At 71.8% G+C, this 26,400-nt stretch carries 22 protein-coding genes; 5 read left to right on the top strand and 17 right to left on the bottom strand.

Going from position 1 to position 26,400, the window contains the following annotated elements:
• The first annotated feature begins 132 nt into the window (after positions 1 to 132).
• The 3 genes from INTCA_RS02310 (at position 133) to INTCA_RS02300 (ending at position 6,805) form a co-directional block, all read left to right on the top strand.
• Complete coding sequence (locus tag INTCA_RS02310; protein ID WP_013491322.1) at positions 133 to 3,651, top strand: ATP-binding cassette domain-containing protein; 3,519 nt, start codon at positions 133 to 135, stop codon at positions 3,649 to 3,651.
• 135 nt (positions 3,652 to 3,786) lie between these two features.
• Positions 3,787 to 4,218 (top strand): DUF6098 family protein, encoded by a 432-nt coding sequence (locus tag INTCA_RS02305; RefSeq protein ID WP_041307166.1) that lies wholly within the window; start codon positions 3,787 to 3,789, stop codon positions 4,216 to 4,218.
• 169 nt (positions 4,219 to 4,387) lie between these two features.
• Positions 4,388 to 6,805 (top strand): glycoside hydrolase family 31 protein, encoded by a 2,418-nt coding sequence (locus INTCA_RS02300; RefSeq protein WP_013491320.1) that lies wholly within the window; start codon positions 4,388 to 4,390, stop codon positions 6,803 to 6,805.
• Positions 6,806 to 6,894: 89 nt separating this feature from the next.
• Here INTCA_RS02300 and INTCA_RS02295 read toward each other — a convergent pair whose 3' ends face one another.
• The 10 genes from INTCA_RS02295 to INTCA_RS02245 all read right to left on the bottom strand — a co-directional run bounded on the left by INTCA_RS02295 (position 6,895) and on the right by INTCA_RS02245 (position 17,129).
• Positions 6,895 to 8,550: an alpha-amylase family protein gene (locus INTCA_RS02295; RefSeq protein WP_013491319.1), complete on the bottom strand. Its 1,656-nt coding sequence runs from the start codon at positions 8,548 to 8,550 to the stop codon at positions 6,895 to 6,897.
• Positions 8,551 to 8,559: 9 nt separating this feature from the next.
• Complete coding sequence (locus tag INTCA_RS02290; protein ID WP_013491318.1) at positions 8,560 to 9,981, bottom strand: FAD-dependent oxidoreductase; 1,422 nt, start codon at positions 9,979 to 9,981, stop codon at positions 8,560 to 8,562.
• A gap of 56 nt (positions 9,982 to 10,037) precedes the next feature.
• Entirely contained in the window at positions 10,038 to 10,853 is an 816-nt protein-coding gene (locus INTCA_RS18495) for a hypothetical protein (protein WP_013491317.1), read from the bottom strand.
• A gap of 1 nt (position 10,854) precedes the next feature.
• Positions 10,855 to 12,084: an NRAMP family divalent metal transporter gene (locus INTCA_RS02280; protein WP_013491316.1), complete on the bottom strand. Its 1,230-nt coding sequence runs from the start codon at positions 12,082 to 12,084 to the stop codon at positions 10,855 to 10,857.
• Positions 12,081 to 12,518: a hypothetical protein gene (locus tag INTCA_RS19375; RefSeq protein WP_013491315.1), complete on the bottom strand. Its 438-nt coding sequence runs from the start codon at positions 12,516 to 12,518 to the stop codon at positions 12,081 to 12,083. Before INTCA_RS19375 ends, INTCA_RS02280 begins: the two co-directional genes overlap by 4 nt.
• 106 nt (positions 12,519 to 12,624) lie before the next feature.
• Entirely contained in the window at positions 12,625 to 12,897 is a 273-nt protein-coding gene (locus tag INTCA_RS02270) for a DUF7218 family protein (RefSeq protein ID WP_013491313.1), read from the bottom strand.
• 211 nt (positions 12,898 to 13,108) lie between these two features.
• Complete coding sequence (locus INTCA_RS02265) at positions 13,109 to 13,573, bottom strand: hemerythrin domain-containing protein (protein ID WP_013491312.1); 465 nt, start codon at positions 13,571 to 13,573, stop codon at positions 13,109 to 13,111.
• An 82-nt stretch (positions 13,574 to 13,655) separates the two neighbouring features.
• Complete coding sequence (locus tag INTCA_RS02260) at positions 13,656 to 14,126, bottom strand: SRPBCC family protein (RefSeq protein WP_013491311.1); 471 nt, start codon at positions 14,124 to 14,126, stop codon at positions 13,656 to 13,658.
• Positions 14,123 to 15,784, bottom strand: coding sequence for a phytoene desaturase family protein (locus INTCA_RS02255; RefSeq protein ID WP_052337947.1), 1,662 nt, complete (start codon positions 15,782 to 15,784; stop codon positions 14,123 to 14,125). Before INTCA_RS02255 ends, INTCA_RS02260 begins: the two co-directional genes overlap by 4 nt.
• A gap of 307 nt (positions 15,785 to 16,091) precedes the next feature.
• Positions 16,092 to 17,129 carry a DNA topoisomerase IB gene (locus INTCA_RS02245; protein ID WP_013491309.1) on the bottom strand — a complete coding sequence of 346 codons (1,038 nt, stop codon included), beginning with the start codon at positions 17,127 to 17,129 and terminating at the stop codon, positions 16,092 to 16,094.
• A 94-nt stretch (positions 17,130 to 17,223) separates the two neighbouring features.
• Here INTCA_RS02245 and INTCA_RS02240 point away from each other — a divergent pair, with 94 nt between their 5' ends.
• Both INTCA_RS02240 and INTCA_RS02235 read left to right on the top strand, forming a co-directional pair.
• Positions 17,224 to 17,787 carry a hemerythrin domain-containing protein gene (locus INTCA_RS02240; protein WP_013491308.1) on the top strand — a complete coding sequence of 188 codons (564 nt, stop codon included), beginning with the start codon at positions 17,224 to 17,226 and terminating at the stop codon, positions 17,785 to 17,787.
• A gap of 119 nt (positions 17,788 to 17,906) precedes the next feature.
• Positions 17,907 to 21,179 (top strand): ATP-binding protein, encoded by a 3,273-nt coding sequence (locus INTCA_RS02235; protein ID WP_013491307.1) that lies wholly within the window; start codon positions 17,907 to 17,909, stop codon positions 21,177 to 21,179.
• Positions 21,180 to 21,243: 64 nt separating this feature from the next.
• On the opposite strand, the gene INTCA_RS02230 is transcribed toward INTCA_RS02235, so the two are convergent.
• The 7 genes from INTCA_RS02230 to recR form a co-directional block, all read right to left on the bottom strand.
• Positions 21,244 to 21,933 (bottom strand): DUF6766 family protein, encoded by a 690-nt coding sequence (locus tag INTCA_RS02230; protein WP_013491306.1) that lies wholly within the window; start codon positions 21,931 to 21,933, stop codon positions 21,244 to 21,246.
• A gap of 81 nt (positions 21,934 to 22,014) precedes the next feature.
• Positions 22,015 to 22,434, bottom strand: coding sequence for a hypothetical protein (locus tag INTCA_RS02225; protein WP_013491305.1), 420 nt, complete (start codon positions 22,432 to 22,434; stop codon positions 22,015 to 22,017).
• 47 nt (positions 22,435 to 22,481) lie between these two features.
• On the bottom strand, positions 22,482 to 22,748 hold the full coding sequence (locus INTCA_RS02220; protein ID WP_013491304.1) for a hypothetical protein: 267 nt from the start codon (positions 22,746 to 22,748) through the stop codon (positions 22,482 to 22,484).
• Between the two features lie 84 nt (positions 22,749 to 22,832).
• The gene (locus INTCA_RS02215; RefSeq protein ID WP_013491303.1) at positions 22,833 to 24,104 is read right to left on the bottom strand and encodes an aspartate kinase; all 1,272 of its coding nucleotides are present in this window, start codon (positions 24,102 to 24,104) and stop codon (positions 22,833 to 22,835) included.
• The gene (locus tag INTCA_RS18490; RefSeq protein ID WP_013491302.1) at positions 24,101 to 24,859 is read right to left on the bottom strand and encodes a helix-turn-helix transcriptional regulator; all 759 of its coding nucleotides are present in this window, start codon (positions 24,857 to 24,859) and stop codon (positions 24,101 to 24,103) included. Before INTCA_RS18490 ends, INTCA_RS02215 begins: the two co-directional genes overlap by 4 nt.
• A gap of 207 nt (positions 24,860 to 25,066) precedes the next feature.
• On the bottom strand, positions 25,067 to 25,717 hold the full coding sequence (locus INTCA_RS02205) for a DUF5063 domain-containing protein (RefSeq protein ID WP_013491301.1): 651 nt from the start codon (positions 25,715 to 25,717) through the stop codon (positions 25,067 to 25,069).
• A gap of 81 nt (positions 25,718 to 25,798) precedes the next feature.
• Positions 25,799 to 26,398, bottom strand: coding sequence for a recombination mediator RecR (gene recR, locus INTCA_RS02200; RefSeq protein ID WP_013491300.1), 600 nt, complete (start codon positions 26,396 to 26,398; stop codon positions 25,799 to 25,801).
• Positions 26,399 to 26,400: the final 2 nt, after the last annotated feature.

Below are 26,400 nucleotides of genomic sequence, written 5' to 3'. Positions count from 1 at the left end.
CCCCGAAACGGCCCCGGGACCGGACGGGACCCGCGAGCGCGACCTGACCCAGCGGCATACGGACGCTGGCCCGGAGGGGAAAACCGGAGGCGGGCTGTCGGCTGCGGTCGGTAGCGTTCAGTGATTGTGACGATGACGAGGGTGGAGCAGGACGAGCCGCAGGCGACCGAGCTGGGCGCTCGGTGGGATGCCCGCCCTCCGACGGGGCGGGTGCCCGTGGACTGGCGCCGCGTCCACCGGCCCCTCACGGTCGTCTGCTTCTCGATGTCCCTGCTCGGCGCCGTCTCGGCATCCCTGGGGTCGATGGTCGCCGGCCGGCTGGCGGAGCACGCCACGTCGACCCTCGTCCTGCTCCTCGCGCTCTGCGTCGTCGGCGGTGCCGTCATCGACACCGTCGCCAAGGTCATCTGGGCGGTGGTGTGCGACCGCGCCGAGGGCCGGTTGCGCGCCGACCTGCTCGACGCCGCGATGGCCCAGCCGCTGTCGGAGCTGTCCGAGCAGGCCGTGGGCGAGGTCCTCGACCGCATCGACGACGACACCTGGGAGGTCGGCCAGCTGATGCGCTGGGGCGTGTGGCAGGCCGTGCGCACCCTGCTCGCCTCCGGCCCGCTCTGGGTCGTCGCCAGCATCGCCTGGTGGCCGGCCGCGATCCTCTTCCCCCTGACGGGGCTCGCGACCTACTGGGTCGTCCGGCGGCTGCTCCCCCAGGTGGCCGAGCGGAAGGTGATCGAGGAGGCGGCCTGGACGGACCACGCGGCCTCCACCGAGGAAGGCATCGCCGCCCGCGACGACCTGCGCACCGCACTGGGCCAGGCGCACGTGCTGCGCCGCAACGCACGGATGGCCGCACGCGTGCACGCGGCTCTCGAGCGGGTCCTCCAGGTCGAGGCCCGGATCACCCGGCGCAGCGGCGGGCTGCTCCACGGCGCGCTCGCCGCCGTCGCGGTCGTCGGCGCCGCCCTGGTGCTCGCCGGCGACCTCTCGACCGCCCGGCTCGTCACCCTCTTCCTCGTCACGACGATGTTCGTCGGCGGCGTCGACATGCTCGCGCGTCACCTGCCTGACCTGCAGGAAGGCTTCGGCGCGGTCCTCCGGCTGCGGGCCATGCTCGCGTCGCCCGCCGAGCCCACCGGAGGGCGGCCTCTCCCTGAGGGGTCGCTCGGCGTGGAGTTCCGCGGGCTCGAGTTCAGCTACGACACGGGCACGTTCGCGCTTCGCGACGTCAACCTCCTCGTCCCGGCAGGGCACACCTGCGCGCTCGTCGGACGCACCGGCTCCGGCAAGTCCACGCTCGCGTCACTGCTGTCCCGCGCCGTCGAGCCGCCGCGTGGGACGGTGCTGCTGGGCGGGGTCGACGTGCGGGACCTCGACCTGCAGCAGCTGCGCGCAGCGGTCGGCGTCGTCACCCAGCGCACCGAGGTGCTCGCCGGCACCCTCGCCGAGAACATGACGCTCTTCGGCGACGTGCCCCGGGCCAGGGTCGAGGCCGCCGTCGCCGAGCTCGGTCTCACCGAGTGGGTCGCCGGGCTCTCCGACGGCCTCGACACGATGCTCGGCCCCGGCGGCACCACGCTCTCGGCCGGCGAGGAGCAGCTCGTCGCCTTCGCCCGGCTGCTCGTCCGGGACGTGCGGGTCGTCGTCCTCGACGAGGCCACCGCCCGGATGGACCCGGTGACCGAGGCGCGGGTGGTCCGGGCCGCGGACCGGCTCATCTCGGGGCGCACCGGCATCCTCGTCGCCCACCGCCTGTCGACGACGGAGCGCGCCGAGCAGGTCGCGGTCCTCGAGTCGGGTCGGGTGGTCCAGCAGGGCCCCCGCGACCGGCTGGCCGCCGCCGAGGGGCCGTTCCGCCGGCTCCTCGAGGCGGCCGCCCACGAGGTCGCCGTGGAGGAGCACCACCACGACGACGCCTCCATCGGCTCGGTCCGCCGGAGCACCACCCCGCCACCGCCCCCGGAGCTGGCTCCGAGCCCGGGCCTGGCCAGGCAGGTCCTTCACACGGTGAGCATCCAGCCGCAGTGGGGCCTGCTCGGCGCTGGGTTCTTCCTCATCGCCTCGCTGACCGGGGCGTTCGGCGCGGTGACCGGCTGGGTCTGGGGTCTCGTCGTCACCGACCTGCAGTCCGGACGTCAGCCGGGTTGGCGGCTCGGTGCGCTCGTCGTCTCGCTCGTGATGGGCCCGCTCGTCCTGTCGCAGGCGTTCCGCACCTATCCGCACTGGTGGGTGGAGGTCCGGCTCCGGGTGCGCGCCGCGGTGCTCGCCGGCCAGACGGCGCAGCGCCGGCTCGTCCGGACCCCGCCCGGTGAGGTGGTCGCCCGCACCATGGACGCGGACCGCCTCGCGCGCTACACCGACCGCTGGGTCGACTTCGTCAACGGGCTGATCGTCGCCTCGATGACGGCCCTCATCGCCCGCACGTGGCTGGCCGGCGCGGTCCTGCTCGTGGTCATGGTCGTCTCCGCGCTGGCCTCGACCCTGGGCCGACCGGTCGCCGGACGCTCCGCCGCGGCCGCCTCGACGGCCCGGGCCAGCTTCGGTCGGTCGCTGGTCTCGGCCCTCGAGTCGATCCGCACCGTCAAGCTCGCCGCCGCGACCCCGCAGGTGCACCAGCACCTGCGCCAGGTGGACGGCGGCCGGGTCGATGCGGCCGTCCGCGAGCACCGGGTCCAGGCGCTGCTCGACGGAGTGCCGATCGTCATGGTCCAGTGCGGTGTCGTGGCAGCGTGGGCGGGCCTGCTCCACGGCACGTGGCCGCTGGCGATCGCGCTGCTCGTCGCGAACGCCGTCAGCGGCTTCGACTGGTTCGGCCGGGTCGCCGGGTCGGTCGTCACCGAGGCACCCGGCGTGCGCGCCTGGATGCGGGCCACGAGCGACCTGGCCGGCGGCGGCGACCTGATGGACCTGCCCCCGGGCCTCGACCTGGTGCACGGCACCGCTGCCGAGCCCGAGCCCGGCCCGCGCGATCCACTGCGCACCCTCACCCTGCACCGGCTGACCGCGGTCCACGACGACGGCACCATCGGCGTCCAGGACGTCGACCTCACGGTCGAGGCGGGCGAGCTCGTGCTCCTGCTGGGCCAGGTCGGCTCGGGCAAGTCCAGCCTGCTCTCCGCCCTGGTGGGTCTGACGGCCCACACCGGCCAGGTCCTCTGGAACGGCCGGCCCGTGGGCGACGCGCAGGTGGAGCTGCGACCCGCCCGGGTCTCACACATCGCCCAGGTGCCCCGGGTGCTGTCCGGGACGTTCACGGACAACGTGGCCCTCGACCATGCCCGCCGCCGCGTCGAGCCGGCCCTCGCGACCGCCCGGATGGAGCGCGACGTCGCCGAGGCGGGCGGGCCCGACGCGCTCGTCGGCCACCGAGGGGTCCGGCTCTCCGGCGGCCAGGTCCAACGCCTGGCCCTCGCGCGCGCCCTCGCCTGCGAAGCCGACCTGCTGCTGGCCGACGACGTGTCCTCAGCGCTCGACGCGGCCACCGAGATCGAGCTCTGGGCGGCACTCCGGTCCGGCGGTGCGACGGTGATCGGCGCGACGAGCAAGGCGGCCGCCCTGGCCCAGGCCGACCGAGTCGTCCTCCTCGACGCGGGCCGGGTCGTCGAGGTCGGTCCCTGGCGCGAGCTCTCGCAGAGGTGGGCCCACCTCGCCGGGTAAGACCGATCGAGGACCGGGGTGAGGGCCGGTGAGGGCCGGTGAGGGCCGGTGAGGGCCGGTGAGGGCCGGCAGCGGCATTCCAGTTTCTCCGGCCGGAGGCAGCGAGCCGCGGCGCCCGCGGGGTACAAGGAGAACGTGGACACCATTGCGACCTTCGACGAGGTGGTCGAGCTGGCCCGGCTCCGGGCGCCCCTCTACGTGCGCCATTCCGCCGGACCCGGCCCGGACGCCGAGCATCCCGCCCTGGACATCGAGGCGGAGGTCGCACTGCCCGGCCTTCCCGCGAGCGGCCTGACCCCGGAGCCCTGGTGGACCCGTCCGGACGAGGACTGGGTCGCCCGGCGGCTGTGCAGCTGCCTCGACCACGTCGAACAGCGCGGTCCGGACTCCGACGAACGGCTGTGGCTGCTGACCGGCGTCGTCGTCGGCTCCGGGCCCAGCCATGAGCCCCTGATCGGGGCGGTCGAAGCGCTCGGCTGGGTCGGGCCCGAGGCGCTCGAGACGGCGGCGGAGGTCTATCGCACCCGCTTCCACGGCTCCGGCCTGAGCGAGCCGAAGCCGGCCTGACCCGAGCCTGACCCGAGCCTGACCCGCTGACCCCGGCGTTCGATGTGATCGATCGAGGTGCAGGCCGATCGATCACATCGACTCCGGTCGGCGACGGAGGAGTGACCGGGATACGTTGGAACGGCAGACTCCGACCCCTACCGGCCCCCGGCGGGCCCAGGAGGACCACATGCTGCAGACCGACCACTTCATCCGTTTCGAGCAGGTCAGCTCGACCGAGCGGACCGCTCACGGCCTGGTGGCGCAGGTGCACACCGAACAGCTGCGGATCGACCTCGTGCGCGAGGACGTCGTGCGCCTCAAGATCAGCCGAGGCGGGACCTTCGACGAGGAGCCGACCCACGCCGTCTGCGTCGACCCCCTCGCCGAACCGGTCCGCTTCGAGCTCGAGGAGGACGACGACCGGGTCCGGCTCGTCACCTCGGCCTTGGTCGTCTCCCTCTGGCTCGACCCGTTCCGCGTCGACGTCCACCGCACCGACGGCACACCTGTGGTCGAGACCGCCGCCGACGAGGACGGTCGCTACTGGGCCTACGCCACGCTCAACGACACGTTCACCCTCCGGCGTCGGTGCGGCGGCGCGGACCGGATCTTCGGGCTCGGCGAGAAGGGCGGGCGCAACGACCGGAAGGGCCGCGACTTCACCCTGTGGAACAACGACGTCCTTAGCGAGGTCGGCTCCCAGGAGTTCACGTCCGGCAAGGCGCCCGGCGACCCCCGCGGCGACCGCACGAGCACGGAGTTCGACCCGTACTACGTCTCCGTGCCGTTCTTCTACCACCAGCTCTACCCGCACGGTCAGATGAGCGGGTCGTTCGTCGACAACGGCTACCGCGGCCACTACGAGTTCGCGCCGGCGAACGAGTACCGCATCACCTTCGAGGGCGGCCAGTACACCGAGTACGTCTTCGCCGGTCCGCACATGCCCGCGATCGTCCGCGCCTACACCGATCTGACCGGCCGGATGTCGCTCCCACCGATCTGGGCGCTCGGCTACCACCAGTGCCGCTGGCACAAGTACGACCAGGCTGCGGTGGAGGCCCTCGGCCAGCGGCACCGCGACGACGACTTCCCCTGCGACGCCCTCTGGCTCGACATCGACTACATGGACGGCTACCGGGTGTTCACGTGGGACACGGAGTCCTTCCCGGACGGCCCTGGCATGGTCAAGCGCCTCGGCGAGCAGGGGTTCCGGGTCATCACCATCATCGACCCCGGGGTGAAGCTCGAACCTGGCTACTGGGTCTTCGACCAGGGCCTCGAGCGCGACCTCTTCTGTCGCACCGAGGGCGGCGACGTCTACATCGGGCAGGTCTGGCCGGGCAACACGGCCTTCCCCGACTTCGCCACGGAGGAGGCGCGGGCGTGGTGGGGCGAGCTCAACGCCGCGCACGTCCAGTCCGGGCTCGCCGGCATCTGGAACGACATGAACGAGCCGGCGACCGGGGTCATCTCCTCGAAGCCGATGCGCTTCGGCCACGGCGAGCACCCGCACGAGCGGTTCCACAACCAGTACGCCCTGCTCATGGCGATGGGAACGACGGAGGGGCTCCTCGAGGCCATGCCCGACCGGCGCACCTTCATCCTCTCCCGCGCCGGCTTCGCCGGGATCCAGCGCTACGCGGCGAACTGGATGGGCGACAACCAGTCCCGGTGGGACCACCTGTGGCTGAGCATCACGATGGGCTGCGGCTTCGGTGTCTCCGGGCAGCCCTTCGTCGGGGCCGACATCGGCGGGTTCCAGGGCAACGCGAACGCCGAGCTCCTCCTCCGCTGGATGCAGTACGGCGCCCTGACGCCGTTCTGCCGCAACCACTCCGAGACGGGGTACATCGACCAGTACGCCTGGGCCTTCGGTGAGGTCGTCCACGACCTGGTCCGCGACGCGGTCCGACTCCGCTACCGGCTGATGCCCTACATCTACGCCGCCTTCGTCCGCGCCTCGGAGACCGGCGAGCCGGTGCAGCGCCCCCTCGTCCTCGACTTCCAGTACGAGTCTGCGGCCGCGGACATCGACGACGAGTACCTGTTCGGCCGGGACCTGCTCGTCGCCCCGGTCGACGAGCCGGGCATGACCGCCCGACAGGTCTACCTCCCCGCGGGCGGGTGGTACGACTGGTTCACCGACGAGCCGCACGTCGGGCGCAGCTACGTCATCGCCCCCACCCCGATGGACCGGATCCCGCTGTACGCGCGCGCCGGCTCGGTCGTCCCGATGTGGCCCGAGGCCCCACCGTCGACCGACGGGTACCACCCCGCCTCCATCGACCTGCACCTCTTCGTCCCACTCGGCGAGGGTCGCTACGAGTCACGGCTCGTCGAGGACGACGGGCTGACCTTCGCCTCCCGGGACGGCGCGCACCGCACCACCACGTTCACCGTGACCCGAGAGGGCGACGAGGTGACCCTCCTCGCCTCGGTGACCGGCGGCGGCTACCCGGAGCTCCGGCGCACTGCCTTCCGGCTCGTCGTCCACGGCGCGACCCCGTCGACCGTCCGACACGACGGCACCGAGGTCTCCCCCACCGACGGCGGCTTCGTGCTCACCGACGACGGCACCGACTTCCGCGTCGAGCTCGCCGTCTGACCCGTCCTCCGCTGCCCGCCGGATCGGGCGGGCACCCGACCCGCCGAGCGAGCCCAGCGGCATACGGCTGAACCACCTTGCGGCCGTGGTCAGCCGGGAGCGGGACCGTGGGAGCGGCGGAGGCGGAGCCATCGGAAGCCGTAGGGCGCGACGTCGAGCCGGGTGGGGTCGAGCTCGCCCTCGTAGGGATGGTCGGAGAACACCTCGACGGGTGGCTGCTCCCCCAGCGGGACATCGTCGAGCTCGAGGTGCTGCGGCGTGTCACCCAGGTTGTGGACGAACATGACGACCCCCGTCGGCCCCTCCGCCACGTGCACGAGGACCGCGGGCGGCGGGCCGCCGATGATCCGATGCGTGCCGGCGCCGATCTCCTCGCACTCCCGGAGGGTGTGGAGCATCCGCTCGAACCACGTCAGCAGCGAGTTCGGCTCGAGCCGCTGGTCGGTGACGTTGACCTCCTTGAAGCCGAAGGGCGGGAGGTCGACGACGGGACGGATGAGCCGGTCCTGCCGCGCGGTCGAGAAACCGCCGTTCTCGGTGCCCGACCACTGCATCGGCGTCCGGATCGCGTCCCGCTCCGGCAGGTCGAGATTCTCCCCCATCCCGATCTCGTCGCCGTAGCGCAGCACCGGGGTGCCGGGCATCGTGAACTGCAGGCTGTAGGCGAGGCGCAGCCGGGCCTCGTCACCCCCGAGCATCGGCGCGAGCCGGCGGCGAATGCCCCGCTCGTAGAGCTGGTGGTCCGGCTCGGGGCCGAACGCGGCGAACACGTCAGCCCGCTCCTCCCCGGTGAGCTGGGACAGGTCGACCTCGTCGTGGTTGCGCAGGAAGGTGGCCCACGCGGCGTTCCGTGGCAGCGGGGGCAGCCCCGTCAGGGCATCCTCGATGGCGCCGGCCGCCTGGCGGGCCAAGGAGAGCATCAGCGCCTCGTTTAGGCGGAAGGCGAAGAGCATCTGGACCCGGCTGGCCGCGCCGTCGGCGTCCCCGAAGAACTCGAGCAGCTGGTCGTTCGGGACGTGGGCCTCGGCGAGGAACACCGCGTCGCCCCGCAGCCACGACAGCCGGTCCCGCAGCTCGACGAGGAACCCGTGGTCCCGGCCCGCGCCGCCTTCCGCCGTCGTCTTCTCGATGAGGAAGGGGGCGCCGTCGAGCCGGAACCCGCTCACCCCGAGGCGCTCCCAGAAGGTGACGATCTTCTTCATCTCGGAGCGCACCTGCGGGTTGAGCACGTTGAGGTCGGGCTGGAAGGCGTAGAACCGGTGGTGGTACCAGGCGCCTGCGGTCTCGTCGTAGCTCCAGGTCGACTCCTGGACCCCGGGGAAGACCATCCCCTGGTCGCGGTCGGGCGGTTCCTCCTCGGACCAGACGTACCAGTCCCGGTAGGGCGAGTCGGGGTCCGACCGGGCCGCCTGGAACCACGGGTGCTCGTCGCTCGTGTGGTTGAGGACGAGGTCGAGCATGACCCGGATGCCCCGCTCGTCGCACTCGGCCATGAACTCCGCGAAGTCGCCCAGGTTGCCGAGCGCGGGATCGACGTCGTAGTAGTCAGCGACGTCGTAGCCCCCGTCCTTGAACGGCGTCGGGTGGATCGGGTTGAGCCAGAGGATGCTGACGCCGAGCCGGCTGAGGTGGTCGAGCCGGCTCGTCAGACCCGCGAGGTCACCGATCCCGTCGCCGTTCGAGTCCTGGAAGAGGCGGACGTCGAGGCTGTAGATGACTCCGCTGCGATACCACCGTGCGGTCACCGGGAAGCCCTACCCGTCCGCACCGACGTCGACCGGCGTGACCGCCGGGCCCGCGAGGACCTGACCGTCCGAGGCGAAGCGTGAGCCGTGGCAGTGGCAGTCCCAGGTCTCCTCGGCGTCGTTCCACCGGAGGCGGCACCCCATGTGGGAGCACCGGGGCGCCTCGCGCCGCAGCTCCCCCGTGACGAGCTCGGCGGCCACCTTGACGTTGCCACCGACGAGCGTGGGCACGGACCGCACGCCCTCGATGCGGCCCGCATCGAAGATCGGCAGCCACGGGGTGTCGTGGCCGGCGATGAGGTGGCTGATGGCGAGGCCGGCGGCACTGCCGTTGGCCAGCCCCCACTTGCCGAACCCGGTTGCAACGTAGACGTTCCGGTGCAGGGGTGGTCGCCCGATGTAGGGCACCCGGTCGGGCGTGGTGTAGTCGTGGGCACTCCACCGGTGGGACAGCTCGGCCACGTCGAAGGTCGCCCGGGCCCACGCCTCGAGCTCCGCGTACCGGCCCTCGGTGTCGACGTCCGCTCCGACCTCGTGGCCGCCCCCGACGACGATGAGGCCACCGGGCCCTCCGTCCGGCCAGGGCCGCGTCGACCGCGTGGGGTCGTCGACGGAGATCGTCATGGCCGCGGGGGCCGCGCCGCGCAGTCGCACCGCGAGGCCGTAGGACATGGTCGGGCGGGTCCGGGCGAAGTAGCCACCGACGAGGCCGAACGGCAGGAGCGTCGCGATGACGGCGCTCGTGGCCGTGACCTTTCCGCCGTCGGCCTCCACGACGACGTGGCCGCGCTCCTCGGTCACGCCGGTGACGCGCGTCTGCTCGTGGATGACCCCTCCGGCCGCGACGACGGCGTCGGCGAGCCCGTCGAGGTAGCGGCGCGGGTGCAGGTGCAGCTGGTCGGTGAAGCTGACCCCCGCGGTGATCGGGAAGGGCAGGCCGGACTCGCCGACGAGCGAGGCCGGCAGGCCGAGCCGCCGTGCCGCCACCGCCTCGTCCTCCATGGCCCGGATCTTGTGGGAGTCCTCGGAGGTCGTGTAGACGAGGGCGTCGGCGCGGGTCAGCGAGCAGTCGATCCGGAGCTCCTCGACGAGCTGCGCGACGAGGTCGATGCCGGCCCGGTTCGCGTCGGCGTACTGTCGCGCGCGGTCCGCGCCCGCCCACTCGACGAGGTGCGCGTAGATGAGGGAGTGCTGGGCGGTGACCTTGCCCGTCGTGTAGCCGGTCGTGCCGTCGCCGACCCGGCGGGCCTCGAGGACGACGACCCGGTTGCCGTCGCGCGCCGCGAGCAGGGCCGTGGTGAGCCCCGTGATGCCGGCGCCGACGACGACCACGTCCGCCTCGGCGTCCCCGACCAGGGGGGATGCCGGTTGCCGCCGCCGGCCGGGGTCGTCGAGCCAGACGCTGCCGTGGGTGCCTTCGTGGGTGCTCATGTCGCTGCCTTTCCAAGGGGCCGTGATGTCGTATGCCGCTGGGCTCGGTCCCCGGGTCAGGGAGCCGCCGCGTCGTGGTGGGGGTGTCGCCGGTCGTCCCGGGTCTCCACGACGACCCTCGGCGGCTCGGTGTCGATCTCTCGGACCTCGCCCACGGCGATGAGCAGGTCGTGGCGCTGGAGGCGGCGGAACGCCCGCTGGAGCACCACCGGGCCCTGGTCGGGGTCGGCGTGGTAGCCCAGCTCAGTGCCGAGCGGAGAACGGGTGACCTGCAGGTGGGTCACCGTCCAGCGCTCGTTGCCGATGCCGCAGTGCAGCTCGATGAGGCTGCCGAGGTGGCGGCCCGACTCGTCCACCACCGGGGCTCCGAGCAGCTGGCTGAGCCACCGGGTGTGCGGGCCGGGCGGGCGGGTCGGCGGGTCGGTGAGGTTGACGAGGGGCTCGTCCCGGCTTGGTGACTCATCCGAGTCCGGTGCCCGGTCCTCCTCGCCGCCCTTGGCACCGGGAATCCGGGAGACGACGTACTGACGCAGCCACTGCTCGAGGCCGAACGAGCGCTGGAGCGCTGTCGCGGCGCGGCCGGTCAGCACGACGCCCGACCCGAGGTCGGCGACGTGGACGATCGGCACGACGACCGGCTGGGGGTCCGAGCTGCTCGACAGTCGTCGCCACACGGCGGCGACCCAGTCACCGAGCCGCCCGGGCAGCCGCTGGCTGAGCCCTCCCGGTCCGACGACGACACCGGTCACGGCCAGTCCCGACTCCGTGGGGGTGAGCTCCAGGTCGTCGACCTTGCCGACCAGCTCCCGGTCCGGGCCGAGGATCTGGTGGTCCAGCACGCGAAGGACGAGGTCCAGGTGGTCGTCGGCCACGTCACTGCCCCGCTCTCGTCAGGACCATGAGCGGGATCGCCGCGACGGCGGCCACGCCCACGATGAACAGGTAGATCGTGCCGAGGGTGTTGGCGAGCCGCCCGTTCGTGTGGTTCCCCATGTAGGTCCGGTCGTTCGCGACGACGAGGATGGGGAAGTAGGTGAGTGGCAGCGCCACGGCACTGAAGACGATGGAGTACTCGGTCAGCATGATCGGGTCCACGGTCGTGAGGAGGACGCCCACCCCGATGATGGTGCTGAGCAGCACCACGGTGTGGAAGCGGGCTGCGCGGAGCGGCTCGACGAACTTCCCCCACTGCCAGCCGAAGTACTGCGAGATGCTGTAGCCGACGGAGAGGCCGGTCTCGCACGCGGCCCCGAACGTGGCGGCGAAGAAGCCGAGGAGCAGGAAGGCCAGGCCGAGCTTGCCCAGGGCGAGCCCGACGGGCAGGCCGATCTGGCTCAGGCTGTCCACCTGGATCCCCTGCGGGAGGAAGGTGACCGCAGCGGTCGCGGCGATGGCGAGCGACAGCAGGCCACCCAGCGGGAAGCCGATGAAGACGTTGGCCCGCATGACGCCGAGATCCTTCTCGGTCCAGCCCTCCTCGACGCCCCCGCTCGAGAAGAAGAACACCTCGTAGGGGGTCATCGCCGCCCCGAACAGGGCGATGGCGTAGTAGAAGTAGACGGCCCGGCTCTCGCCCTCCGGCAGCGCGGGTCGGCTCGCCGACTCCCAGAGCGCCGACCAGTCCGGGCCGAGCTGCCAGAGCGCGACGGCGAAGACGATGAGGGCGAGGCCGGCGAGGCCGAAGGCGTTCTCCAGCAACGAGAAGCGCACCCGCCAGAGGACGAGCCAGACCGCCGCTCCGACCACGGGGATCCAGAGGTACGGGTTGACGCTGGTCGCCAGCTCCAGGGCGAGCGCCACACCACCGATCTCCGCCGTGTAGGTCAACAGCGTGACCGCCATCGAGGCAGCGAGGTTGAGCAGCCCGACCCGGGGCCCGAGGCGCTCCCGGATGAGGTCGAAGGTCGCGCGCCCGCTGACGGCCGCCACCCTCCCGCTCATCTCGGCGAAGACACAGATCCCCACGATGCCGACGACGACGACCCACGCGAGCGACATCCCGAAGCGGGCGCCGACGAGCCCGTTGGCAACGAGGTCCCCGATGTCGACGAAGCCACCGATGGCCGTGAGGATCCCCAGCGCGATGGCGAAGAGCTTCTTCACGAGAGCTCCTCGGCCTGCTGATCCATGCCGTCGGCGACCCGCCGGAGCCCGGCGGCGAGGTCGGTCATGGCGCGGACGTCACCGCGCCGCACGGCGATCCGCGCTTCGGCCAGCAGGTCACCGGTCTCGCCGAGGTGGTCGAGCACCTCCCTCCGCAAGGGGTCGACGCTGCGGTCAGGTGGGTCGACGACTCCGAAGCTCGCCACGATCGGGTCGATCGCGTCCTCCGCCTCGGTGACGACCGTGTTGGCGTAGGCGAACGTGACGCGGTCCCTCGCGCGGGCGTCCAGCGCCACGGCCGCCACCCGAGCGGTCGAGACGGCGGACTCGAGCGCGCCCAGGGCGTTGTGCTCGAAGGCACCGGTGTCGGCCGCCGGGGCGACGCAGCCGGCGAGCACCAGGCACGCTGCGAGCGGCCACCGCGCCGCCCTCATCGACGCCGGCCGAGGAGCATGTGGGCGAGAAACCCCACGAGCCCGAGGAAGACGAGCCAGCCGGCCCCGAGCGCGAGGCCCTCGGTCATCAGCATCGCCGGCCCCGTCAGTGGTTCCGCAGGGCCTTGACGAGCTCTCCCTTGTCCATCTTCGAGCGGCCCTCGATGCCGATCTCGCGGGCCCGCTTCAGCAGCCGGTCCTTCGTCCAGTCCTCGTAGTCTCCCGACGAGCCGCCCTTGCGTCCGACGGCGCTGCGGGAGGTCTTGGCGGCCGCGTTGGCGATGCGGGCGGCCTTCTCCTTGCTCGCCCCCTCGTCACGGAGCGACTCGTAGAGCTTCTTGTCCTTGACTGACGGACCCGGATCACGACGGCGCGGCATGATCTTTCCTTTCTCGGATCTACAGGTCGGCGACGTCACTCCCCTACCCACGCAGCCGGGACCGGAACCGCGCGCCCCGGCGTCAGCGGGTGGGGGCCCTCGAGGCCCACCGCGGGCAGACTGAACGCCCTGTCCGCTGGGAACAGGGCGTTCAGGACCCTCCGTGCGATGAGGGGGCTTCCGGCGCCGTGAGGCGCCACCGACTACGCGATCACGCGCCCGCGGAGCCCGCCTTGAGGGCCCGCAGCTCCTCTTCCTTGGCGGCGGTGAACTGCTCGCCGAGGTCGCTCAGCTGCTGGTTGCTCGCCGCGTCACCGAAGGCGGGAAGGATCTGCTCCTCCTCCTCCTCCACGTGGTGACGGACCTCGCCGATCATCGCGGCGATGAGGCCGTCGACGCCGGGAGCCTCCGGGTCGGAGGCGAGCAGCTGCTCGAGCGTCTCCTCGACGTGGTGGTGCTCCTCGAGGCCGTCCTCGATGTCGGACGACTCGTCCGGAACGGTCGACCTGATCGCCGGGTAGACCACCTTCTCCTCTGCCTTGGAGTGCGGGACGAGCAGCTCCTGCACCTGTCGGAGCAGGCCCGGGATCTCCTGCGGCTCCGCCTTCTCGAGCTTCTTGAAGACGGACTCGAGCTTCTGGTGGTCTTCCTTGATCAGCGTGATGACACCGGACATCGGTGGGTTCCCTTCGGTTGTTCGAGTCGAACTGGTCTGGACTGCGGAGAGACGTTCAGAGTGCGCTTCGCGCGCACCCTCGTTACGACTTCTCTACCCGCTTCGCGGGCCGGGACTCGGCGGCCTTGCGTTCAGCGAGGTAGGCGAGCCGTCGGAGCGCCTCGGTGTTGCGGGCGTCGAGCACCGGGTCCCGGACGAGGCGGGGCACCAGGGTGGCGGGCCCCTTCGTCGCGTCCTCGGTCATGATGACGCGGGTGCCACCCTCCTCGGGAACGCACTCGAGGCGCACCTTGCCCTCGCCCGTCGGCCAGGCGCGGACCTTGAGCTCGAGCGCGTGCGGTCGGTCCAGATGGAGCACCGACGTCGTGTCGTCGATGAGGGCCGGCCAGAGGCCGACCGAGTGGTGGATCCGACTGCCCGACTGCGGCCAGGTGGCGTCGACCTCGCGGATCCGCGCTGCCCCGACGACCCAGGACGCGAAGCTCCAGCCGTCAGCAAGGATCTCGAAGACGTCGTCCGGACTGCAGCTCATGAGGCGGGTCGTGCGGCTCATGGTTGTCTCCTACCCAGCCGGGGGCCCGGACCCACCGGGCGGATGCGACGGGCGGTGAGCCGCTCGAGACGGTCATGGGCGAGGGCGGCGCGCGCCGCGTTCGACCCGCACGCTCCGTGCACGCCACCCCCCGGGTGGGCGGAGGCCGAGGCCAGATAGAGCCCTTGGACCGGCGTCTCCGGGCGGCCCCAGCCGGGCACGGGCCGCCAGAAGAGCTGTTGGTGGATCGCCGCCGTGCCGCCGTTGACCGCACCTCCGACGAGGTTCTCGTTGCGGCGCTCCAGCTCGGCCGGTCCCAGCACCCGTCGGTCGAGGACCCGGTCCCGGAAGCCCGGGGCATACTCCTCGATCCGCTCCTCGACCTGGTGGGCCACCAGCTCGGCACGCGGCTCGTCGACCGGCTCGGGGTGGGCCTGGTCGGCGCGGGACCGGCGCTGCGGGACGTGGAGGTACGCCCAGAGGGACTCACTTCCCCGTGGCGCTCGAGTCGGGTCGGTCGCGGCCATCTGGCCGAGGATCACCAGGCCCCGATCGGGGACGCGACCCGACGCGAGCTGAGCACCGGCGATGGCGAGGTCGCCGACGCTGTCGGCGAGGTGGACGGTGCCGGGGGTGAGCTCCGGGGCGCTGGCCCACGGGACCGGCCCGCTCAGAGCCCAGTCGATCTTGACGGTCCCGGCGTCCCACTCGAACGACCGCATCCGTCGCCGGAGTCGGTCCGGCAGCTGCGACCAGGGGACGAGCCCGCCGAAGAGAGCCGGGGCGCTGACGTCAGCGACGACCGCCCGAGTGGCACGGATGTGCTCGCCGTCGCCCAACCGCACCCCGACTGCCCGACCGGACCGGACCTCCACCTGGTTGACGCGAACACCGGTCCGGATCTCCCCGCCCAACGACTCGAACCTGGCGACGAGGGCTGCAGTGAGTCGTCCGGCGCCGCCGCGCGGGACCGGGAAGCCGTGGCTCTGGCCGAGCATCGCGAGCAGCAGGCCCAGCAGACCCGACCCGGGGGCGTCCATCGCGATGTCGGCGTGTGCGGCGTTGCCGGCCAGCAGCAGCTTCGGCCCCTCGCCGCCGAACCACTCGTCGCCGAGGCGCCGCACCGGCAACAGCAGCTCTCGCGCGAAAGCGAGACCCCCCAGTCGCGGGACCTTCGCGCCGAGGCGGAGCCCGGCCCGCAGCGGCGGGAACGGTGTCAGCAGCGCACCGACGAGGTCAGCGCCGACCCGGTCCCAGAGGGCGCAGACCCGCAACCACGCCTCCCCGTCGCCGGGGTGCAGCCGGTCGAGGGCGGCGGCGGTGTCCTCGGGCCGCGGATGGACCACCGCCCACCGGCCTCCCGGCAGCGGATGCCCCACGGACGCGGGCGCTCGGACCCACTCCAGCCCATGGCGCTCGAGACCCAGCCCCTGGATCGTCGGGGACGCCGCGGCCAGCGGGTAGAACGAGCTGAACGTGTCGTGCACCCAGCCGGGTCGCACGTCCTCGGCGCTCTTCACCGCTCCGCCCGGCTCGTCCTGCGCCTCGAGGACGACGACCCTCCAACCGGCATCGGCGAGAAGGTTGGCGGCGACGAGCCCGTTCGGACCGCTGCCGACCACGACGGCGTCCGGGTCGCCCGGGCCACCACGAGTGCCGGGCCCTCGGTCCGGGGTCACCGGTGGCGCTCGAACCCGGGTGGGTCGGGGTTCGGTGGGCTCGGGTTCGGCGGGCTCGGCGTGGGATACGGCTCGGGGAACGGCGGCGGGCCGGGGGTCGGATCGGGTCCGGGGAACGGGCCGGGCGGGCCCGGCGACGGTGGCTGCGGGCCCGGGGAGGGCCCCGGCTCCGGGGGCGGCATGGGCCGCTCCGGTGGCTCCGGGATCGTGTCCAGGCGCCGCGGCGCCGCCGCAGGCGGCAAGGAGGACATCGGGAGGCGGGTGCTGGTCATGAGCGGCGCCTACCCCACCGACCGCTCGCTAACCATCAGGACAGCAGGCGCACGAGCGCCCGCTCCAGGGCGGCCCGGTCGGTGACCTCCGCGAGGTCTCCACGACGCAACCGTCTGCGATCTGCAGCCGAGGCCCGAGCGAGCGCCCGAGCGATCGTGCGCCCAGCGGCATACTCATCGGGGACTCTGCTGTCGACGTAGGACCGGCGTGCGACGGCGGGCGTGTTGCCGAGGTGCTCGGACACCAACGTCATCACCTCGCGCTCGACCTTCTTGCGGACCCGCTCGGACGCCGGCGGACCGTGGTCGGCCCGCTCGGCGAAGGCCGCAGCCGCGAGCACCGTGCCCGCCCACGTGCGGAGGTCCTTGACGGTGTAGTCGTCACCGACCAGCTCCTTGAAGTCCCTGTTGATCTCCGTCGAGGTCAGCTCGCACCACGCGCCGCCCTCGGTCCGGTACTGGAGCAGCCGCTCGCTCGGCCCACGGCTGCGCTTGAGGGACGCGACGGCCTTGGCGAGCGCCGGGTCGCGGACCTCGGCCTCCCGCTCGACCCCGGACTTCGCGGGGAAGCAGAACGACACGACGTCCCCCCGGACGCTGACATGGTCCTTGCGCAGCGTGGCGACGCCGTGGCTGCCGTTCTCGGTCTCGTACTCCTCGCCCCCGGTCCGGAAGAGCCCCGCGTCGAGGAGGCGGAGCGCGACGGCGCCGACCCGCTCCCTCCCCAGCCCGGGTCGCCGCAACCGCCGGCTGATCTCGGCCCGCGCCTCCGGGAGGCGTCGCGCCAACGTGACGACACGCTCGTGCTTGACCCGGTCCCGCGTCTCGTGCCAAGCCGGGTGGTAGAGGTACTGCCTCCGCCCGGCTGCGTCGGTCCCCACGGCCTGGATGTGACCGTTGGGCCACGGGCACACCCAGACGTCCTCCCACGCGGGCGGGATGACCAGCGCCTTGACCCGAGCCATCGTGTCCGCGTCGACGCGGCGTCCCTCAGTGTCGACGACGACGAAACCCTTGCCGCGGCGCACCCGCCTCAGTCCGGGCTTGCCCGGATCACTCCTCCTCAGCCGCATCCCTGCCCTCCTCCGGCTCGCGCCCGCACGGACACGGTTACCCAATCCGGGGCTGGGTACCTTTCCCCTGTCCTCACTCGACCACTAGGAACTCATGTCCTCGCTGCACAGCCTCCTCAGCGTGCTGCAGCGCCAGCACGCGCACATCGGCATGCTGCTTTCCAGGGTGGGTGACTCCTCCGGCACCGCTCGACACGGGGCGGTCGCCGACCTGCTCCAGTACGTCGCCCTCCACGAGTCCGCCGAGCAGACCTTCATGCACCCGGTTGCGCTCAAGTCCGTGGGAGACGTGGCGGCGGTCCAGGGTCGGGTCGTCGAGGAACGCGAGATCGAAGCGGTCATCACGCGTCTCGAGGGCCTGGACCCCGCCTCGATGGACTTCATGATCTACTTCGGCCTCCTCGAGGAGGCCATGAGCGGCCACACCCGCGCGGAGGAGAACGTGGAGGCCCGCGTGCTCGGCGCCGTCCCGGACCACGAGCTGGAACACATGGCGCGCGGGATCGGGCTGGTCGACGTGTGGATGGATCCCGCCGCCCGCCTCATCGGCGGCTCGGTGGCGAGCATGCCACTGCGGCCGGGTCCCAGGGACGTCGGCTTCAGCGAGTTGCACCGTCGCAGCCTCGAGGCGTTCGACGCCGTCTTCCGACTTCGCTGACGATCGGCGGGTGAGATACTGGGCTTGCCACGGCCACAGGTCCGTGTCAGTGTTCGCAAGAAGGGCGAACCCAGTGGAGAACGACGCTGACATGTCGCCGAGAGCGAAGGCAAAGACACATGACCGCAGCACCTCGCGTGCCTGGACGCGAGATCGCTCCTGACCATCCCGGAGAGCTCGGCGCCAGGTTTGCCACCATCGACTGGTCGCACACGCCGCTGGGCCCGATCTCCGAATGGCCGACGGAGCTGCGCGGGGCCGTGAGCATCTGCCTCACCTCCAGGTTCCCGATGCTCGTCTGGTGGGGACCGCAGTACGTCATGATCTACAACGACGGCTACCGCCCCATGCTCGGCAGGCTGAAGCACCCTGCCGCGTTGGGCAGCGCCGGCAAGGAGGTCTGGCCGGAGATCTGGGCCACCATCGGGCCGATGCTCGACCGGGTCATGGAGACGGGGGTCGCGACGTGGTCCCGCGACCAGAAGCTCATCCTCGAGCGCAACGGTTACCCCGAGGAGTGCTACTTCACCTTCTCGTACAGCCCCATCACCAGCGAGGCCGGCGAGGTCGGCGGGGTCTTCACCGCAGTCACCGAGACGACCGACCACGTGCTGAGTGAGCGGCGCCTCGGCACCCTCGGGGTCCTCGCGAGGCGGCTCGGTGAGGCGACCGACGCCGAGCACGTGCGGCGCCTCGCGGCCGAGGTGCTCCTGTCGAACCCCCAGGACCACCCCGTCGTCGCCATGGTCGACGCTGCGGCGCTGCCCGACGACCCCCGCGACCTCGACGTCCCGGAGGAGCTGCGCGCGGACGTGCTCGCCGCGGCGACCCAGGCGGCCACGCTCCAGCACCAGGTCCACCACGACCTGCCGAGCCCCGTCCACCTGCACGACAGCGGCCTGTCGGTGGCCGGGCTCCACGCCCTGCCGATCGCCCTCCCCGGTGACGAGGAGCTGTCCGAGGTCCTCGTCGTCGGCCGCTCCTCCCAGCGCACCTGGGAGCCCGCCCTCGCGACCTACCTGGCCCTTTGCGTCACGCACCTGGGCACGGCGCTGAGCGCGATCCGCACGCTCGACACCGAACGTCAGCGGGCCGAGACCCTCGAGGTGCTCGACGCCGCCAAGAGCTCCTTCTTCACCAACGTCAGCCACGAGCTGCGGACCCCGCTCACGCTCATCGCCGGCCCCGTCGCCGAGGCGCTCGGCGACCCCGGTCTGACCCCGGAGCAGCGCGAGCGCCTCGACCTCGTCCAGCGCAACACCGTTCGGCTGACCCGCATGGTCGACGCCATGCTCGACTTCGGTCGGATGGCGGCCAACAAGCTCCAGCCCCTGCCGGAGCCGCTCGACGTGGCGCTCCAGACCCGGACGATGGCCGACTCCTTCACGCAGGCCTTCGACCGCGCCGGGCTGGACTTCGTCGTCGACTGCGACCACGCTCCGCGGACCGCCCACCTCGACCGGGACATGTACGAGCGGGTCGTGCTCAACCTGTTGAGCAACGCCCTGAAGTACACCCCCGCCGGCAGCGTCCGGCTGCGGCTCGAGTGCAGCGCCGACGGTTTCGCCGTATCGGTCGCCGACACGGGCATCGGCATCCGCCGTCGCGACCTCGCCCGGATCTTCGAGCGTTTCGAGCAGCTGCCCCGGCGCGGCAGGGCCCGCTTCCAGGGGGGCGCCGGGATCGGCCTCGCCATGGTGAAGCAGCTGACCGAGCTGATGGGCGGCTCCGTCGACGTGGAGTCCACCCTCGGCCGCGGGTCGACCTTCACCATCCGCCTGCCCTGGGGCACCCCGCCCGTCGAGTCCGCCGAGCCGGCCGACGGCCGTTCCATCACCCCGCGCAACGCCGACGCCTTCCTCGCCGAGGCGGAGGGCTGGTATGAGCCGTATGCCGCTGAGCCCGCTCCCCGAACCTCCCGACCTCCCGCTGTGGCGGGGTCACCCGCCGGCAGTGTGCCGGACGGCGCTGCGGCCCGGCCCCGGCTGCTCGTGGCGGAGGACAACCGCGACATGCGGACCTATCTGCGCGGCGCGCTCGAGTCGGACTACGACGTGGAGATGGTGCCCGACGGCACGACCGCGCTCCAGCGGGCCGTCGCCTCGCGCCCCGACATCGTCCTGGCCGACGCGATGATGCCCGGGCTCGACGGCTTCGCGCTGACGAGGGCGATCCGGATGAACGCCGCCGTGCGCGATGTCCCCGTCATCATCCTGTCGGCGCGGGCAGCGGAGAGCGACACCACCGAAGGCCTCACCTCCGGTGCCGACGACTACGTCTCCAAGCCGTTCTCGGTCGGCGACCTGAAGGCCCGGCTCGCGAGCAACCTCGAGCGGTCCCGGGCCCGGTTGCGGGACGCGGCGTGGCGCCGGGCCGTGATGGAGTCGTTCCAGGACGCCCTGCTCATCACGGATGCCGAAGGTGAGGTCGTCGAGGTCAACGATGCCTTCACCCAGCTGCTCGGCTTCTCCGCCGACGACGGGCCGTTCTCCGTTCCGCACCCGTGGTGGCCGGCGGTGCAGACCCCGACCGGGGTTGCGGAGGTCGACGCGGTCGATGTGCCGCCGACGGACCGCGCGAACGTCGAACAGCTCCTGGCGCAGGCGCTGCAGGGGGCGACCATCACCGGGCGCGAGTGCCGGCTCGTCACCAAGGATCACCGGGACGTCTGGGTGCGGCTGAGCACGCGCGAGGTCGAGAGCGTCGGCGGCCAGCCCAACTACGTCGTGATGTCACTCCAGGACGTCACCCGGGAGCATGCCGCTCGAGCGCGCCGCCAGGCCGCCGCGGCCCTGTCCGCCGAGTTCGGGCGCGCCGAGGACCTCGAGCAGGTGCTCGAGGCCGCGGTGACCGGCTTCGCCGACCTGTTCGACGGCGACTCCACGGTCCGCGCCCTCGCCGGGCCGGAGGAGCACGTGTTCACGGCGGCGGGCCCGGTGCGTCGCGCCGACCTGGACGACACGCTGTGGGAGCTGCTCACGGCCATCGAGCCAGAGGTGCCGGCGCCGAGCGACCGCGTCCCCGGGCTGTTGATCAGCCCGCAGAACCACCCCTCTTCCGAGTGCCGGGTCTGGGTGCAGTTCCGGCGCCCCCGCCGGGTCGCGACCGACGAGCGGATCGTCGGCGACCTGCTCGGTCAGGCTTTCGCGCTCGCCGTGGACCGGGTCGTGGCGGCGACGGCCTTCGCTGACCGGGAGTCGCACCTGTCCCGGGCCATCGAGAGTCACCGGATGATCGGCCAGGCCATCGGCATCCTCATCGAACGTCACCGGGTGACTCCCGCCGAGGCGTTCACGAGGCTCAAGCAGGCCTCCCAGGCCCGGAACATCAAGCTGCGCGAGATCGCCTCGCGAGTCATCGAGACCGGGGCGGAGCCGGACGAGGCCGACTGACCGGGACCAGCCGGGGACCGGGTCCCACCGCGGGTCACTCGTCGACCGGTCACTCGCCGACGGCTCAGTCGTCGGCGGACGTCTCGTCGTGCGGCATGCCGACCGGCTTCGACTCGGGGGACCCCCGCTCGCGCAGGTAGATCGACAGGATCGCCATGCTCGCAATGGCCAGCATCTCGGACTGCCAGTTCTGGAACGTCCTGCTCCAGAAGTCCGGTGAGGTCACGTACTGCCCGAGCGTCTGCGGCTCGAGGAGCTCGCGCATCCGCTCCTCGTTGGAGGCGACTCGACCGGCGATGGCCTGGGCCGTCCACGAGAGCACGAAGATCGTCGTCATGATGACGAGCAGCGAGTGGGAGTAGAGCGCGGTGCGCCACCCTCCCGCTCGCGCCCACGGGGGCGAGTCGTCCCGGACATAGCGCCCCAGCAGCTGCTTCTTGTCGGACTCCCGGCCCTCTTCGCCGGGCTTCTTCGACTCGGAGGAGCCCCGCTGGACGAGCCAGATCGTCAGGAAGATGAAGACTGCGAACTGGAGGTACTCCGACTGCCAGTTCTCCGCGGTGTCCACCGCGAAGCGGGACGATGTGACGTACCGCCACACCGAGATCTCCTGCAGCTGCGCCGTGCGGGCCTGGTCGTTGTACTCAGCGACGCCCGACAGCGCCTGACCCGCCAGGCTGAGCAGGAGAAGGAGGAGAAAGGCCAGGGACAGGGCGTTGTCCTTGAGGAATTCTCGCTGTCTCTGCCCCGTCATCGCTGCACCAACCCCATCGCGACCTGGAAGCAGAGGCCCGCGGCGATGAACGCGACGAGGACCCAGAACATCACTCGCATGTCACTCTCCCCTCACTGCGCAGTCGTACGGCGTCGCGAGGTCCGCAGAGGTGCGGGTGCACCCCGCCGCGATGACTTTCCAGCCGTCGTCGAAGAGGGCGAGGAAGAGCGTCTGACCGCCGGTCGTCACCATGGCGGTGTGGCCCGCGATCTCGGGATCCACGTCCGGTCCGGTGGCCGAGCCGGCTGGCAGGTCTGCGGAGCGAAGCCCGGCCGCGCAGTCGCCGCCGCCGTCCTCTGTCACCTTGCTGCGCGTCGCCGGTGCCAGCAGGTCGCACGCAGCCGCGACGTCATCCGAGGCCAGGCGCACGAACCGGGAGGCAGCCGACGTGGCGGTGGCCGCCTCGGGGGAACCGCAGCCGGCGGTCCCTAACACCAGGGGCGCCAGGACCACGAGCCCGGCGACCCGGCTCAGCGGCATCCGGCCTCCTCGGCACAAGGTACGCCGGCGGCGCGGTGGCGAAGTGCTCACGCCGTCGGCTCACCCGCGGGGGGCTCTGACCCGTCCTGGGGGTCGGGCGCCGTGTCGGGCGCCGTGTGGGGCGCTTCGTCCCGCGGCTCGTCCCCCGGCTCCTTCGCGGCCTCGGCTGCTGAGCCGACCGCGGCCTCGGCGGCGGACCCGAAGTCGAGGTCGGGAACGATGATCTCCTCCTGGCCGGGAGGTGGCGGCGGGTCCGGCGTCACCGGCGGGAAGACGCGACCGTCGGGAAGGAGCTTCGGTTCGTCGGGGGTCATGGGCATCACCTACCCAGCGACCGGCCGAGGTCACCCGGCGCGGTTCCCGTCCGCCGGGCGGAAGCCGGTCGGGGAACGGGATCTTCAGCGGCCGGTGCCGCCGTAGACGATGGCGTCCTCGGTCGAGTCGAGGCCGAACGCGGTGTGGACCGCGCGGACCGCGTCGTCGAGCTGCTCGGCTCGTGTCACCGCGGACACGCGGATCTCGGAGGTCGAGATCATCTCGATGTTTATGCCGGCCTCGGCGAGCGCGCCGAAGAACTTCGCGGAGACCCCGGGGTGGGACTTCATGCCGGCCCCGACGAGGGCGATCTTGCCGATGGTGTCGTCGAACCGGAGGTCGGCGTACTCGACGTCGCCCTTGATGGCCTGGAGGACCGAGAGCGCCTTGGGCCCGTCCCCCTTGGGCAGGGTGAAGGAGATGTCGGTCTTCGCCGTCTCGGCGGCGGAGACGTTCTGGACGATCATGTCGATGTTGATCCCCGCGTCGGCCACGGCACCGAAGATCTTCGCGGCGATGCCGACTCGGTCCGGCACTCCGACGATGGTGATCTTGCCCTCGCTGCGGTCGTGGGCGATGCCGGCGATGATCGGTGCCTCCACGGCGTCTTCTCCTTCGTAGGGGTTTGCCTTGATCCACGTGCCCTGCCGCTGCGACCAGGATGAGCGGACGTGGATGGGAATGCCGTAGCGGCGGGCGTACTCGACGCAACGCAGATGCAGGATCTTGGAACCGTTGGCCGCGAGGTCGAGCATCTCCTCCATCGAGAGGACGTCGAGCTTGCGTGCGCTGGGGAGGATGCGCGGGTCCGCGGTGAAGACGCCGTCGACGTCGGTGTAGATCTCGCAGACGTCGGCGTCGAGGGCCGCGGCGAGCGCCACGGCCGTCGTGTCGGAGCCGCCTCGCCCGAGTGTCGTGATGTCCTTCGTCGTCTGGCTCACGCCCTGGAAGCCAGCGACGATGGCGATATGACCGGCGTCGAGCGCGCTCTGGATGCGGCCGGGCGTGACGTCGATGATCCGGGCGGCGCCGTGGGCGTCGTCGGTGATGACGCCCGCCTGGCTTCCGGTGAAGGACCGGGCCTCCTCTCCGAGCTGGGCGATCGCCATGGCCACCAAGGCCATCGAGATCCGCTCACCGGCGGTGAGGAGCATGTCCAGCTCGCGCGCGGGAGGGGCGGCCGAGACCTGCTCGGCGAGGTCGAGCAGCTCGTCGGTCGAGTCGCCCATGGCTGACACGACGACGCAGACCTGATGGCCCTGCCGCTTGGTCTCGACGATGCGGCGAGCGACCCGCTTGATCGACTCGGCGTCGGCGACGGACGAGCCGCCGTACTTCTGGACGACGATGCTCACTGTGGCTCCCGGGATCCTGGAGTGCGGAGCTCGCAGTCTATTGCGCTGGTCGGGCTTCCCCCGATGGCGTCGGAATCGTGAGACACGCGGATTCGACCCTGGCAGGGGTCGAGGCGGGGAGTCGTCTCGCACTGGCACAGGCATTGCGGTGGGCAGGCGGTCCCGAGCCAGCACTCGGTCTCGCACTCGCACTCGAGGTACCCGGCGTCCCGGTCCGACCCAGGGGCGGGCGGCCGCGCGCCGTACAGCTGTTGCCTGCGACGCGCCTCGAGCTCGGCATGCGTCGGGTGGTCGGGGAGAAGGCGGGGATCCTGCGCCGCACCGGCGCGGACCCGGTCGCGTTCCTCACGCAGGCGGTACCACGGCTTGCGGTCCGGCGGGTCGGCGTCGAGGTGCGCGGGCAGCCTCCTCCCCGCGTTGTCCCGGACGGTGTCCGAGGCGACCGGGCGCACCTCCTTCCCCGATGAGTCGACGACAGCGAGACGTAGCCCACCCTCGGCGAGGATCCGGAGGAAGAGCGCCAACGCGGGTTCGCGATCGCCCGTCTCCAGGGCGGCGATCGTCGACTGAGACACTCCGACGGCGGTGGCGAGGTCCCGTTGGCTGAGGTCACCTCGACGACGCGCACGCACGATGAGGCCGCTCACCTCGGAGACGCGGCTCAGGTCCGTCGCCGCCGGAGGGTCCGGGGACTCGAGGGGTCCGAGGGGTCCGAGGGGCTCGGGCTGATGGCGAGAAACACTGGCAGATGGCATGGTTCACCCTTCTCTGCCCCGGAACAACCTTGTCAGCAACCGCCGACACCCCTCGACACCGAACCCTCACGCACTGACCCGCTGGACAGGTCAGTGCGTGAGCCTGCGCGGCCCCCACTGCGAGCGCACTGTGAACAGCAAGCCGCACTGACCCGCTGGACGGGTCAGTGCGTGAGCCTCCGAGCCTCCTCCCACACGATCGAGGGCTCAGGGGTGCAGGGCGTCGAACTCCGCCTCAGCCACCCGCTCGTCATCGGCGTCCAGGCGCAGATGGGACAGGATCGAGTGCAGTGCCCGCATCGACGCCAGCGCGCGGTCGCCCCAGGACGACAGGTAGCTGAACTGCCACCACCAGAGCGCCTCCACGGTCCGTCCGTTCGCGTAGTGCTTGAGCCCGTGAGTGAGAGCCAAGGCGATGTCGGCCAGGTCGTTCGTGATCGAGCCGCCGACCCGCTCGGGGGAGGTCACCGGGTCCACCACATAGACGTAGTCGTCGATGCCGGTGAGCAGGTTCGCGAGTCCGTCACGCAAGGGGTCGGGGTCGTCGTCAGGACCCGGGTCCGCCTCATAGCGTTCCAGGAGGACGACATCCTGGATGGCTCCGAGCCGCGCCCCGGCCACGAGGATCTGGGACAGCGCGAGGGTGAGCAAGGGGATGGCCGTGTCCGGCGAGTTGCCGGAAGCGACTTCCGTGATGGCGGTGAGGAAGGCGCTCGCCTCCTGCGCGGTCAGGTCCGCGAGGCTGCTCAGCTCGTCGGCGGCGGCACTCCCGTCCTCGATGGCCGTGGTGTCGCTGTCTGAGTCCGTAGCGACGTCGTCGGGCACCGCGTCATCACGCGTGGTGTCGTCGGTGGTCATGGTCAGCCCCCTGCCGGTGTGGCGTGTCGTATGCCGCTGAGCTGGGTCTCGCTCGGCGGGTCCAGTCTGCCGGGTGCCGGGTCAGGCGTCGACCCGCCTGCGGCCCTCGAAGGCGCGCCCGAGCGTGACCTCGTCCGCGTACTCGAGGTCGCCGCCCACTGGCAGGCCGGAAGCGAGGCGGGTGACGGTCAGGCCGACGTCGCGCAACAGGCGTGACAGGTAGGTCGCGGTCGCCTCACCCTCGAGGTTGGGATCGGTGGCGATGATGACCTCCTGCACCTCCCCCGAGGCGAGGCGCTGCATGAGCTCACGCACCCGCAGGTCGTCCGGGCCGATGCCGTCGATCGGGCTGATCGCGCCGCCCAGGACGTGGTAGGTGCCGCGGAACTCTCGCGTGCGCTCGATCGCCACGATGTCCTTGGGCTCCTCCACGACGCAGATCGCCGTGTGGTCCCGGCGGGAGTCGGCGCAGATCCGGCAGCGCTCGGCCTCGGCCACGTTTCCGCAGACCTCACAGAACCGCACTCTCGCCTTGACCTCGGTGAGGGCCGTGACGAGACGGGAGACGTCATCGGAGTCGGCCTGAAGCAGGTGGAAGGCGATGCGCTGCGCGCCCTTGGGACCCACGCCGGGGAGTCGGCCGAGCTCATCGATCAGGTCCTGGACCGCGCCTTCGTACACCC

This window comes from Intrasporangium calvum DSM 43043, from assembly GCF_000184685.1.
Taxonomy (GTDB): Bacteria; Actinomycetota; Actinomycetes; order Actinomycetales; family Dermatophilaceae; genus Intrasporangium; species Intrasporangium calvum.
The sequence above is the reverse complement of the archived record's forward strand: the minus strand, read 5'-3'. Positions and strand labels throughout refer to the sequence as shown.